Here is a 12,745-nt window from a genome sequence, read left to right as displayed (position 1 = left end):
TTCACGCTCGCTAGCGTCCATGTTGCATAGCAGCATTGCACCGAGCGGGTATCTCGCGACGCCTATAGCGTTTTTACTTGCATGGCTCATTGCAAAAGCTAAGGGCCGCCCAATCGGAGCGGCCCTTATAAGGTATATTCAGTTGTGTCATCCGTCGTCCAAGCGACGACCATCAAAGGCTGCGCCGTGCGGCCTGCTGGATCGAAGAGCGGTTGATACCGATGTCGTTGAGCTGCGCGTCGGACAGATAGGAAAGCTGTTCGACGGTTTTGCGGTACATCCGCCAGCGGCGATAGTTGTCGACGATGTTCATTTCATTTCCTTATTGTGTTGTGCGCCTGCGATATGCAGTTCGCTGGTTTGTTTTTATGCATTTGCCGTTTTGAGGGGCTGATTACCAGTGATGCGTTTGCATTGGTGCGGTGCAACAGGCGCAGGGCTCGTGTCATCTTTTCTTTACCATTTCCGTCGTCGGCATCGGCTGCCTGAGCCGCTGCACGGAATTTACGAAATCGTCCCCAAAGGGCCGATTTTTTCTTTGAAGCAGCAGACCGGCGTGATAAGAGGGCCGCGCTTTTGCGGGTGGCCAACCATCGGCATGAGCGGGTGTGGTGAAATTGGTAGACACGCCAGATTTAGGTTCTGGTGCCGCAAGGCGTGGGGGTTCAAGTCCCTCCACCCGCAGGGCCAGCCCCCGCGAGACCGAAATTTCGCAGGAGTGACGACCCGGTATTCACGAAGAGCCGGTCGTTCTCCCGCATGCGACAGAAGAGAGTGAATATGCAGGTAACCGAAACGCTCAATGAGGGCCTGAAGCGCGAAATCAAGGTCGTCGTACCGGCCGCCGATATGGAATCGCGACTGATGGAGCGGATCAACGATTCAAAGGACAAGGTCCGACTGAAGGGTTTCCGCCCCGGCAAGGTGCCGACGGCCCATCTGAAGCGCATGTACGGCAAGTCGTTCATGGCCGAGATCGTCAATGATATCGTCACGAACTCGACCCGCAACGTGATCGCCGAGCGTGATGAAAAGGCCGCCATGCAGCCCGAAATCGTCATGACGGAAGATCAGGAAGAAGCCGAGAAAATCCTGGCAGGCGAGCAGGATTTCGCTTTCGAACTGAAATACGAAATCGTTCCCCAGTTCGAACTTCAGGACGTGTCCGACATTACGATCGAACGCCCGGTCGTAGAAGTCGCCGATGAGGAGATCGAGGATCAGGTCAAGCAGATCGCCCAGTCCGCTCGCTCCTACGAGGAAAAAGAGGGCGCTGCAGAAGATGGCGACCGTGTCACGCTCGATTATCTCGGCAAGATCGATGGCGAACCGTTCGACGGCGGAAAGGCTGAAGGCGCCAATCTGGTTCTCGGGTCCGGCAATTTCATTCCGGGCTTCGAAGAACAGCTTGTGGGTCTGAAAAAGGGCGACGAAAAAACGATTACCGTCACCTTCCCCGAAGAGTACGGAGCCGAACATCTTGCCGGCAAGGAAGCGACTTTCGACGTCACGATCCATGAAGTCGCAGCTGCTCAGGAACAGGAACTGAATGACGAACTGGCCAAGAAGCTCGGTCTAGAGAGCATGGACAAGCTGCGCGAGATCGTTCGCGATCAGGTGCAGGGTCAGTACGGCCAGATGACCCGCCAGAAGGTGAAGCGTTCGCTTCTGGACGCACTCGACGAGCGCTACCAGTTCGAGACTCCCGAAAAGCTGACCGAGGCTGAGTTCAACAATATCTGGAATCAGGTGACGGCCGATCTGGAGCGCAACGGCAAGTCCTTCGAGGATGAGGACACGACCGAAGAAGCTGCTCGCGAAGACTACCAGAAGTTGGCCGCGCGTCGCGTTCGTCTCGGGCTCGTTCTGTCCGCTATCGGCGAGAAAGCGGAAATCACAGTCACCGAGCAGGAACTGCAGCAGGCGCTTGGTGAGCAACTCCGCCGCTATCCCGGACAAGAGCAGCAGGTGATGGAATTCTACCGTAACACGCCCGATGCTGTGAACGCTTTGCGCGCGCCGATTTTCGAAGAGAAGGTGATCGACCACCTGATGGAAGAGATCAGCGTCAACGACAAGACTGTCAGCAAGGAAGAACTGATGGCGGAAGAGGACGAAGAGTTCGGCAGCAGCACGGCTACGGCAGGCGACGACGCCTGATCGCCCTTCCTCGGAAGCGATATCAAGAGAGGCCGCGTCCGACGACGCGGCCTTTTCTTTATCTGTCTATGTTTCGGATTCAGGCCGGCTGGCGCGTTGCGTTCGCCGTCTCTTCCAAATCGTCAGGCAGAATTGGCGGTGCGGAGAGAGAGTGGCGTACGGGATGATGGCGCATCGCCATGATCGATTTCGGAAGTCCGTAAACCCACTCATATTCGAACTGCGCATCCGGAAACAGACGCCGGACCTGGCGCATCGATAGTAGGCGGTGATGATCGATAACATCTTTCGCCTCGCTGTAGGATGGAAGCGGTCGAAAAAAGCCCAGCTTCACGCGCTGCAGCATCGCAATGCGTATCGACCCAGGCAGATACTGGAAACCCGGAAAGCGAAAATGCGGCTCCAGCGGAAACCAGTAATTCGGCGTTTGCATGTAATATCGATTGCCGAGCCGCCGCATATTATCGGCAAACCGCGCCATATCATTCATCCAGCCGACATGTTCGATAACCGAGTTGGAATGAGCGATATCGAAGGTCTCGCCCATCATGAGGTCCGACGCAGTGGCATCGCCTTTCAGTGAAGTGAACAGCGCCCGGTCCCGGATTGGAAATACCTCCGGATTGACCAGCGTTATGTGCAGGCGATCACGATGCGCATCGAGAAAATCACGACCGATCTCCCAATACTTCTCCGTGCCGCCAAGGTCGATAATTCTTACCTGGTTGCGCTCGGTCAGAGCGGCTTCGATCATTTCCCTGACAAGACGGAAACGCGCCTGGCGAAACCGAAATTCCCGGCTGGCCGGGTCGCGATAAGGATCGCGGAGCGCGGTCACGGTTGCGTCAGCGTGATTCTCCGCGGCTTTCCGTTTCAATACGATACTCATCGGCGTGTCCTGTCTCGTTATGAGACACAACATCTAGTCGAAGGCGAGAGAAGAGTAACCGTTCGGTAACCATCAATGTTTACTTATGGTTAACCATAAAATTTTCGGTAAATTCTACCGGCTGCGGCACATTGCAGTCATGTTGCTGGATCGGTCGTCAGAGGTAGCCCTGGCCACGCAGGCTGGCTTCTCCGGATCGTGCGATGATCACATGATCGTGAATTGCGATGCCGAGTGGCGTCGCAACGTCGATGATCGTCTTCGTCATCGCGATATCCGCTCGGGAAGGGGTCGGATCGCCGGATGGATGGTTGTGCACCAGAATCAAAGCCGTCGCCGATAATTCCAGCGCCCGTTTGACCACTTCCCGTGGATAGACGGGCGTATGGTCGACCGTGCCTACCTGTTGCACCTCGTCGGCGATCAAAACGTTCTTTTTGTCGAGAAAAAGAATGCGGAACTGTTCTTTTGCCTCATGCTGCATGGCTGCACGGCAATAATCGATAAGTGCGGACCAGGAGGAGAGCACCTCGCGGTGCTGGATGTCCCGCTTGAGGCACCGGCGGTGGATTGCTGCGGCTACTGCAAGATCGCGGGCAACCGCATCGCCGACCTTCGGAACTTCACGCAATAGATGGCGAGGAGCCGACAGAACGGCAGAGAGGCTGCCAAAGCGTGCGAGAAGCGCCTTGGCGATGCTTTTGGTATCTGCGCGGGGAACAGCGCGGAAAAGATAGAGTTCCAGCAACTCATCGTCGCGAAAATTTTCGTCGCCATGCGAATCGAAACGTTCCTTCAACCGCTCCCGGTGGCCGTGATAGAGGGGCTTTGCGCCGTTTGCGGCTTCCGTCTTGCCCCGATAGCCAGATCGCTGCTTCCTGACAGGAGAAGCATCGGGTGTATCGGGTTCGGCATCGTTCTGACCGAAGCGCTCGAAGAAACCACGTTCGTCCGCTTCGCCCATCTGTTCTTCCGGCCTGTCTCGCTTCGTCTGGCTGTCTTAGCTTGGGTCGTCGAGACCGGGACGGTCAAGTCCGGCCGGACTGCGGGTGAAGATTTCGCACCCGTTTTCGGTCACGCCGACCGTATGTTCATATTGCGCGGTCAGCTTGCGATCCGCGGTAATCGCGGTCCAGCCATCGTTGAGCACCCGGACGTGAGGGCGGCCCATATTGATCATGGGCTCAATGGTGAAGATCATGCCTTCACGCATCTCTATGCCCTCATTGGCGCGTCCATAATGCAGAATATTAGGGGCATCGTGAAAAAGTGCGCCTACGCCGTGGCCACAGAAATCACGAACGACGGAATAGCGATTTGCTTCCGCGTGGGTCTGTATGGCTTCACCGATGGCGCCGGTCTTCACGCCAGGGCGGACCGCCCCAATACCCTTCATCAGGCATTCCTGCGTCACCTCAAGCAATTTGCGTGCGAAAGGCTTGATGCGTCCGACCGGATACATGCGCGACGAGTCGCCATGCCAGCCATCGAGGACGTAGGTGACGTCGATATTCACAATGTCGCCTTCGCGAAGCGGTTTGCGGTCGGGAATGCCGTGACACACCACTTCATTCTTCGAGGTGCAGGAGCTTTTGCGGTAGCCGCGATAATTCAGCGTCGCCGGAACAGCGCCATGGTCCAAGCCAAAGCTGAACACAAAATCGTCGATCTCTTCGGTCGGGGTGCCGGGCTTTACTAACTCCACCAATTCGTCGAGGCACCGGGCTGTCAGTTCCGAAGCCCTGCGCATGCCTTCGAAAGCCTCTGGACCGTAGAGACGGATCTGGCCGGTATTCCGCAAGACATCATCTTCGGCCTGAATATAGATGGTCATTGGCTTTCTCTCCGGCATTTCCGGCTCTGCGCCGTTCGCATTGACTAGCGACATGGCAAGGCCACCGCGCAAATGCAAGTATGTTCGCTGGAGAAAGAGATGGTACGCCCTACGGGACTCGAACCCGTGTTTCCGCCGTGAAAGGGCGGCGTCCTAGACCGCTAGACGAAGGGCGCGGATAAGGTGTGAGCCGTATAGTCGGAAGGTCCCGGCAAACGCAAGTGCGGATTGTCATGAAAATTCGAAAAAGCGCGATTGGGGATAAATCGTCTCGGCGATAGCCATGCCAGGCACTTCGGCAGGCCGAAGATTAGCGGCGCCGACGTCTCTTACAGCGCCAGTTCCAGTCCCGCTGCGGCCCGACATCGATATGGACGGATTTGGTGTGGCAGTAAGTGCCGACGCCGCCACGGCCATCCATGCCGCGCAGATATTCGGCCAACGTCCATTTGCTGACGCCCTCGACCTGTATGTCGGCTGCTGCGCAGAACATATGGAGTGAGCGCTTGGCGCCTCGCGCGCTTGCATTGCGTTTGCGCGAACGGAAACCGGACGTGACAATTACTGGACGACCGAATTTTCGTTCCACCTGATTCAACACCCGCACGAGAGCCGGCTTCAGGCATTTGACGTCGACACCGTCATGCTGCGTCTTCAGACCATTCGGCGCCAGCCGTGCAAGGCCGGAAAGGGAAGCGAGCCGGACGGGTTCGTCTGATTCCTCCAGATCGATATCGCTATTGTCTGACAGGCCGTCCTTGCGTTCGATTTCGAACAGGCGGTTCTTATCAACCCCCGGCAGCACGGATTCGCCGGCTCCAACGATCTGAGCGGTCGATTCCGATTTGACACTGGCCTGCATGGCGGGCGTCGGCGAAAGGCTGTTTGAAACAGGCCGGTCAAGCCTGATCGGACGTGGTGGCTCGGCAAGTGCGAGAGCCACTTGTCCTTGCCCCTGCGCGCGGGGAACCGAGTTTTGCTGAAGGGGAATCGGACGCGGCATTTGCGTTGATGGGGCGGCAACCGGCGCCATTGCGGCCGTTGCCAGAGCTGGCGCATCGGTCGAGCTTGCAGCAGCGGGTTGGCTGGCCAATTGGATCGGCGGAGGCGTAGAAACTGCCCCGGACGACGGTGGTGCGAGTTGCGCGGGCGTTGCTCCCGCGCCGTCATTCATCGCAAGGCGTGAATCGCCGTCGTCCTCGCTGCCGCCATCACCATCGCCCTGCTCAAAAACTGCCAGTTCGGAAGCACTGCCACTTGGAGCCGAGCTGTCGTCGCTGGCGACCTGTTGGGGCGGGGTTGTAGAAGACTCCGTGGCGGCGACATCGGCGAGAGCGAGGCCAAGAGGCGGAACCGGTGTTCCAGAGGTGCATCCCGCGACGGATAGTGCGGATGCTGACAACAGCAGCAAAGCGGCCAGACGCGTACCATGGCTTCTGTTCTTAAGCTCCCGCAAACGGAACGCCCCTCTTGGCAGACGAAACCGCTATTGAAGGCGGTCACGCAGAAAATTTTAAATCACATATAGCGAACTGGCTTAATCACCGGTTAGCGCCCCCCAATGCCTGCCGAAGCAGCCATGACGATCCTGTGACAGAAATAGGGCGCAATTAAGGGTTGCGCTCCGACCTCGCAATGCTTCAGCCGAGCCTATCAGATTCGCATCTGGACATAGGAGCCAGGCGCATTTCCGAGCACCTCACCACCGAGACCGGTTACCTCGCGCGCCTCCACCTTCTTATCGGACATGCCTTCGATCCAAGCCTGCCAGTGTGGCCACCACGAGCCAGGATGTTCACTCGCACCGGCGAGCCATTCATCGTAGCTTTCTGAGAAGTCGGCAGCGTCGTTGGTCCAGTACTGATATTTCTTCGACGCTGGCGGATTGATGACGCCGGCAATATGTCCCGAGCCGGAAACCACCAGTTGCACCGGACCGCCGAAGAGCCGGCTGCCTTTATGAACGGACTTGGCCGGCGCGATGTGGTCTTCCCTTGTTGCAAGATTGTAAATCGGGACTTTTATATCGGATAGGCTGATCGTCCGTCCGTCGATCTTCATACGCCCGGCCGACAGATTGTTCTCCAAATAGCAATTGCGCAGATAGAAGCTGTGATTGGCTGCGGTCATGCGCGTCTGATCGCCGTTCCAGTAGAGCAGGTCGAACGCCATCGGGTCTTGGCCGCGCATATAGTTGTTCACCATGTACGGCCAAATCAGTTCCTTGGAGCGCAAGAGATTGAAGGCGTTGGCCATCCTGTCGCCCGCGAGATAGCCGGTACGGTCAAGTTCCTGTTCGATTTCGCAGACCTGTCGCTCTGTGGCGAAGATCTTCAGATCGCCGGCAAATTCGAAGTCGACCTGGGTGGTGAAGAGAGTTGCGGATGCCGGTCGCTTGTCGCCTTCCTGCGCAAGCAGGGCGAGCGTGGAGGACAAAAGCGTGCCGCCCACGCAATAACCGATCATGTTCATACGGTCTGCGCCGGTGATCTCTTCGACCGTATCCAGCGCGAAACCGATTCCATCGCGGGCGTAATTGCCCCAGCTTTCGTTGCGGTGGCGTTCATCAGGGTTGACCCAGGAGATCACGAACACGCTGTGACCCTGTTCGACCGCCCAGGAAATGAAGCTCTTCTTTTTGTTGAGGTCGAGAATGTAGAATTTGTTGATCCATGGCGGCACGATGACCAGCGGGCGCTTTAGAACCTTCTGTGTCCTCGGCTCATACTGAAGAATTTCGCACAGCCGATTGCGCGCGACGACTTTGCCGGGCGTTACCGCAATATTCTCGCCGACCTTGAATGGTGTGGCATCGACCTGGCGAAGCCTGATCTCGCCGCCGCCGCGCTCCACGTCTTCAGCCAGCATCTTCATGCCACGGGCCAGATTTTCGCCGTTCGATTCGACCATCTCTCGCATGACGGTCGGGTTGGTCAGCGGAAAATTGCTTGGCGAAAGAGCATTCATGACCTGGCCGAGCAAAAACTCGGCCTTCCGTTTCTCGGTGGCGTCCATTTCCTCCATGTCATCGACGAGCGCCTTCACCCAATGATCCAGCGCGAAATAGCTGTCGCGCAAAAAGGCGTAAAAGGGATTGCCTGACCAATCGTCGCCCGCAAAGCGCTTGTCGCGCTGGATTTCTGGCTCCGGCTCGATGGTCTGACCCGCAAGTCGGCTGACATTCTTGCTCCAGACGTCCAGCATGCTGGACATCAGGCGGGTTTGCATATCGACCGCGCGTACCGGATCGGCGAGAAAATGGTGACGAACACGCATGATCGTCTCTACGGTTTCCTTGACGATCTCCGGCGTTTCGGAAACATAATTTTCCGGGTGTTGCTCGCGGGGACGTAGCCAGGCAGCAGCGGCCTTTCCCGCATTTTCCATGGCAAGTGCGATGTTCCGCGCAAAGGCCTCTGGGTCCTGCGTGGCCATGGTCTTCATTTCGTCCGACGTTTGTTTTTCGTCAGGCGTCTGCTTTTTCTTGTCCTCGCCTTTGCCCATCGAACCACCTCCCAGAGTCCATTTTCACGCGCGGCGTATCCGACGCAGGTGACATGTTTTCAACACTATGGCACAAAAGGAATATTCCCAGCGAACAAAATGGCTAGGCCATTGGAATAAGTGGTTCGGCGGTCAAACGAGGACGTTCGATGCATAGGCTGATGCGAGTTTTCGGTTTTTCGGCGGCGCTCTTCGTTTGCGCGTCCTGCGGTACGCCGGACGTGCTGCCTTACTCGGATGCTCGCATCGCTGACGATGGGACCTACCCCAATCTCAACGTCGTTCCTGTTCCGGCGGCCGCGCCAATGAGTTCGACTGAGGCGCAGGCGCAGATACAGGCTGTTCAGGCCGCCAGACCTGCGCCGCGCGGGCTGCCCACCTCGGAAAGCGAGGCAGTTTATCTGCGCCGTCTCGGCAGAACCCACGGTCAGGAGGCGCTGCGTCAGATTGAAGCTTCCGGAAATTGACCGGGCAGTTCTGTCCAGCCTGCCGCAGACCTTCTCCCCCTTCGTCGAAGAGTGTATAGGCCAGCCTCATTCGCCCGGTATCCGGCGCTTCATTTTGCGCCGGTCCATTTTTTGAAACCCGAAGAGATCAGATAGATGGAAGAGTTCCACAAGGTTCGCAGATTGCCGCCCTATGTTTTCGAGCAGGTCAACCGGCTCAAGGCGGCAGCGCGAGCGGCGGGAGCCGACATAATCGATCTTGGTATGGGCAATCCGGATCTACCGACGCCGGCGGCAGTCGTCGACAAACTGGTAGAGGTCATCCGCGACCCGAGAACTCACCGATATTCCACGTCGCGCGGCATACCGGGCCTGCGGCGTGCGCAGGCCGCTTACTACAAGCGTCGCTTCGGCGTGACCCTCGATCCTGACAAGCAGATTGTCGCGACGCTCGGATCGAAGGAAGGTTTCGCCAACATGGCGCAGGCGATTACGGCGCCGGGCGACATCGTTCTGTGCCCGAACCCGACCTATCCGATCCACGCGTTCGGCTTTATCATGAGCGGTGGCGTCATTCGCTCGATGCCGGTGGTTCCGGACGACAAATTCGTGCCTGCGCTGGAGCGGGCGATGCAGCATTCCATTCCGAAACCGCTCGCGCTGATTCTCAATTATCCGTCCAATCCGACTGCCGAAGTGGCCACGCTGGATTTCTACAAGGATGTCGTTGCGTTCGCCCGTAAGAACGAACTGATCGTCCTGTCGGATTTGGCGTATTCGGAAATCTATTTCGATGACGATCCGCCGCCTTCGGTTCTGCAGGTCGATGGGGCGATAGACGTCGCGGTCGAATTTACATCGATGAGTAAAACCTTTTCCATGCCCGGCTGGAGAATGGGATTTGCGGTGGGCAACGAGCGTCTGATAGCGGCGCTGGCCCGTGTGAAATCCTACCTCGACTACGGTGCCTTCACACCGATTCAGGTGGCGGCGGCTGCCGCTCTGAATGGCGATGGCTCCGATATCGAGGAAGTGCGGCAGATCTACCATAAGAGACGCGACGTTATGGTGGAGAGCTTTGGACGGGCCGGCTTCGAAGTGCCGCCACCGCCAGCGACCATGTTTGCCTGGGCGCCAATCCCTGAACGATTCAGGGATATGGGGTCATTGGAATTTTCCAAGATGCTGGTCGAAAAGGCGCATGTTGCCGTAGCGCCCGGAATTGGCTTCGGTGAACATGGTGACGGCCATGTGCGGCTTGCGCTTGTCGAAAACGAGCACCGCATCCGGCAGGCAGCGCGCAATATCAAGCGCTTCCTTTCTGGCAACGCTCCCGAAATCGCCGAACCAGAGGCCGCATCGTCCAAGAAATGAACAATCAAGAGGATAGTGTCATGACCACCGAGCCCCTTCGTATCGGTCTCGCGGGGCTCGGAACTGTCGGTGCCGCGGTGGTGCGTCTTCTCGCCGAAAAGGGCGCTCTGCTGACCCGTCAATGTGGACGTCGGATCGAAGTCGTCGCGACGACCGCCCGAGATCGCAACCGCGACCGGGGAATCGATCTTTCAGGAGTGCAGTGGCTGGACGACCCGGTTGCTGTTGCGCAATCCGAGAGCGTCGATGTGTTCGTCGAACTTATTGGGGGCGACGGCGAGCCGGCATTATCTGCGGTCAAAGCGGCACTTGCCGCAGGCAAGCATGTCGTGACCGCCAACAAGGCGCTTATCGCCGCCCATGGCGTCGAACTGGCGGCTATGGCTGAAGAGAAGGGCGTCCTGCTGAATTTCGAGGCTGCGGTGGCAGGCGGCATTCCGGTGATCAAGACCATGCGCGAAGCCATGGCCGGTAACACGATTTCGCGTCTCTACGGTATCCTGAATGGGACCTGTAATTATATTCTGACGCGCATGGAGGACGAGGAAATCGGCTTCGAAGAGGTGCTGGCAGAGGCGCAACGCCTTGGCTACGCCGAAGCCGATCCGACCTTCGACATTGAAGGCAACGACACCGCCCACAAGCTTGCCATCATGACCTCAATAGCTTTCGGCACGCAGATCGCGGCGGACGATATCTATCTCGAAGGTATCTCCAACATCACCCTGGCCGACATTCGGGCGGCGCGCGACCTCGGCTATCGGATCAAACTTCTCGGGGTCGCCCAGAAAACGGATCGGGGCATCGAGCAGCGCGTGCATCCGACTATGGTTCCTATCGAATCGCAGATCGCGCAGGTCGACGATGTCACCAATGCGGTGGTGCTTGAAACCGATCTTCTAGGCGCTCTGCTGATGAGCGGTCCGGGCGCGGGCGGCGAGGCTACCGCATCCGCCGTTATCGGTGATGTGGCAGACATCGCCAAAAGCCGTCCGGGTCGTCAGCACGGGCCAGCGCTCGGTACGCCGGCAAAAGAACTCATGCCTTATGAGAGAGCGCGTATGCGCAGTCATGAGGGTGGGTACTTCATTCGTTTTCTGGTGCGGGACGAAGTTGGCGTTTTTGCTGCCATCGCACAACGCATGGCTTCAGCCGGTATTTCGCTTCAGTCGATCGTTCAGCGCGACGATCCGGAAAGTCCCGATAAAGCAAGCAAGGCCATTATTCTCACGACCCACGCCACGATGGAAACATCGATCCGCGAGGCCATTGCGGCCATTGAATCCGACGGACACCTTCGGGGGTCCGCCCAGGTTATCCGGATGGAGCCGGCGGGCTGAAGGCCATGCTCACAAGTGTTTTTTGGAGCATGCGGGCCTTCATTCGCATTGTCATCCCGCGGTTGGCGCAGCGGCTTGGACGGCTTCTTGCCAGTGTCATTTTGATCTGACACAAGCCGAGCCAGTTCAGGCTGCTCACAGCTTGCAGCGATGATCGGGAGGTTGCCGATATGACCCAAAGTGGACAGCTCGACCGGGCTCTTGCCCTGGAGATTGCGCGGGTGACGGAAGCAGCCGCCGTTGCCGCGGCGCGCGTCCGTGGGCGTGGCGACGAGTTCGAAGCCGATCAGGCAGCCGTTGACGCCATGCGCACTGAGTTGAACCGTTTACCCATCGATGGGCGGATTGTCATCGGCGAGGGCGAGCGAGACGATGCGCCCATGCTTTTCATTGGCGAGGAGGTCGGTACTGGGAAGGGCAGTGTCGTCGACATCGCGCTTGACCCTCTGGAGGGCACGACGCTTTGCGTGAAAAACCTTCCCAATTCTTTGGCGGTCATCGCGTTTGCCGAGCGCGGCAGCCTGCTCAACGCGCCTGATGTCTACATGGACAAGGTCGCTATCGGTCCGGGTTTCGAACAAGGCCTTGTCGCTCTATCCAAAACGCCGACGCAGAATATTGAGGCGCTTGCTGAAGCGAAGGGCGTACCCACCGACCGCATCAGCGTTTGCATTCTGGACAGGCCGCGTCATACTGACCTTATCGCCGAAGTCCGAGCGACCGGCGCAGCCATTCAACTGATTGGCGATGGCGATGTGGCTGGCGTTATTCATACGACAAACCCTCATGAAACCGGGGTCGATATCTATCTCGGCATCGGCGGCGCGCCTGAGGGCGTTCTTGCCGCCGCCGCCCTTCGCTGCATAGGCGGCCAGATGGAAGGGCGACTGGTCCTCGATACGCCGGAGAAGGCTGCACGAGCCGAGCGTATGGGGATATCCGATCCAACGGCGATCTATGGCTTGCAGGATATGGCGAGCGGCGACGTCATTTTCGCCGCGACTGGCGTGACGAGCGGCAACATGCTCGATGGCGTAAAATTCAGTCCCGGACGGATCGAAACGCATACCGTGGTGATGCGTTCGTCGAGTGGCACGATACGCGAAATCCGCGCCCGCCACAGCGACCTCGGAAAATTCAACGGCGACTAGATCTACGTCTATACAAAAGATGCACCGATCTGCCTCTGTGATATGAG

At 58.0% G+C, this 12,745-nt stretch carries 11 protein-coding genes and 2 tRNA genes; 6 read left to right on the top strand and 7 right to left on the bottom strand.

What is annotated here, in order from left to right; translation table 11 throughout:
* Positions 1–172: 172 nt before the first annotated feature.
* Complete coding sequence (locus NIM86_RS08115) at positions 173–313, bottom strand: DUF1127 domain-containing protein (RefSeq protein ID WP_253380944.1); 141 nt, start codon at positions 311–313, stop codon at positions 173–175.
* Positions 314–602: 289 nt separating this feature from the next.
* On the opposite strand from NIM86_RS08115, the gene NIM86_RS08110 reads away from it, so the two are divergent.
* Both NIM86_RS08110 and tig read left to right on the top strand, forming a co-directional pair.
* Positions 603–684 (top strand) — tRNA-Leu (locus NIM86_RS08110).
* A 96-nt stretch (positions 685–780) separates the two neighbouring features.
* Entirely contained in the window at positions 781–2,160 is a 1,380-nt protein-coding gene (gene tig / locus NIM86_RS08105) for a trigger factor (RefSeq protein WP_253380942.1), read from the top strand.
* Between the two features lie 79 nt (positions 2,161–2,239).
* On the opposite strand, the gene NIM86_RS08100 is transcribed toward tig, so the two are convergent.
* The 6 genes from NIM86_RS08100 to NIM86_RS08075 form a co-directional block, all read right to left on the bottom strand.
* The gene (locus tag NIM86_RS08100; RefSeq protein ID WP_253380940.1) at positions 2,240–3,049 is read right to left on the bottom strand and encodes an SAM-dependent methyltransferase; all 810 of its coding nucleotides are present in this window, start codon (positions 3,047–3,049) and stop codon (positions 2,240–2,242) included.
* A 157-nt stretch (positions 3,050–3,206) separates the two neighbouring features.
* On the bottom strand, positions 3,207–4,013 hold the full coding sequence (radC, locus tag NIM86_RS08095; RefSeq protein ID WP_371872862.1) for a DNA repair protein RadC: 807 nt from the start codon (positions 4,011–4,013) through the stop codon (positions 3,207–3,209).
* Between the two features lie 36 nt (positions 4,014–4,049).
* A complete protein-coding gene (map, locus tag NIM86_RS08090; protein ID WP_253380938.1) occupies positions 4,050–4,883 on the bottom strand; it encodes a type I methionyl aminopeptidase in 834 nt (277 codons plus the stop codon).
* A 100-nt stretch (positions 4,884–4,983) separates the two neighbouring features.
* Positions 4,984–5,059: transfer RNA gene (locus NIM86_RS08085), tRNA-Glu, on the bottom strand.
* 134 nt (positions 5,060–5,193) lie between these two features.
* Positions 5,194–6,339: a D-Ala-D-Ala carboxypeptidase family metallohydrolase gene (locus NIM86_RS08080; RefSeq protein WP_253380936.1), complete on the bottom strand. Its 1,146-nt coding sequence runs from the start codon at positions 6,337–6,339 to the stop codon at positions 5,194–5,196.
* 197 nt (positions 6,340–6,536) lie between these two features.
* Positions 6,537–8,387, bottom strand: a complete 1,851-nt coding sequence (locus NIM86_RS08075) for an alpha/beta hydrolase (protein WP_253380934.1) — start codon at positions 8,385–8,387, stop codon at positions 6,537–6,539.
* Between the two features lie 149 nt (positions 8,388–8,536).
* On the opposite strand from NIM86_RS08075, the gene NIM86_RS08070 reads away from it, so the two are divergent.
* From NIM86_RS08070 to glpX, 4 genes are all read left to right on the top strand, one after another.
* Entirely contained in the window at positions 8,537–8,854 is a 318-nt protein-coding gene (locus NIM86_RS08070; RefSeq protein ID WP_253380932.1) for a DNA repair protein RecO C-terminal domain-containing protein, read from the top strand.
* Between the two features lie 135 nt (positions 8,855–8,989).
* Positions 8,990–10,207, top strand: coding sequence for an LL-diaminopimelate aminotransferase (locus NIM86_RS08065; protein ID WP_253380930.1), 1,218 nt, complete (start codon positions 8,990–8,992; stop codon positions 10,205–10,207).
* A 20-nt stretch (positions 10,208–10,227) separates the two neighbouring features.
* The gene (locus tag NIM86_RS08060) at positions 10,228–11,547 is read left to right on the top strand and encodes a homoserine dehydrogenase (protein WP_253380928.1); all 1,320 of its coding nucleotides are present in this window, start codon (positions 10,228–10,230) and stop codon (positions 11,545–11,547) included.
* Between the two features lie 170 nt (positions 11,548–11,717).
* Positions 11,718–12,698 carry a class II fructose-bisphosphatase gene (gene glpX, locus NIM86_RS08055; protein WP_253380926.1) on the top strand — a complete coding sequence of 327 codons (981 nt, stop codon included), beginning with the start codon at positions 11,718–11,720 and terminating at the stop codon, positions 12,696–12,698.
* Positions 12,699–12,745: the final 47 nt, after the last annotated feature.

It is taken from the genome of Notoacmeibacter sp. MSK16QG-6, assembly GCF_024158145.1.
Classification (GTDB): domain Bacteria; phylum Pseudomonadota; class Alphaproteobacteria; order Rhizobiales; family Rhizobiaceae; genus Notoacmeibacter.
This window is presented reverse-complemented; position numbering and strand designations above follow the sequence as displayed.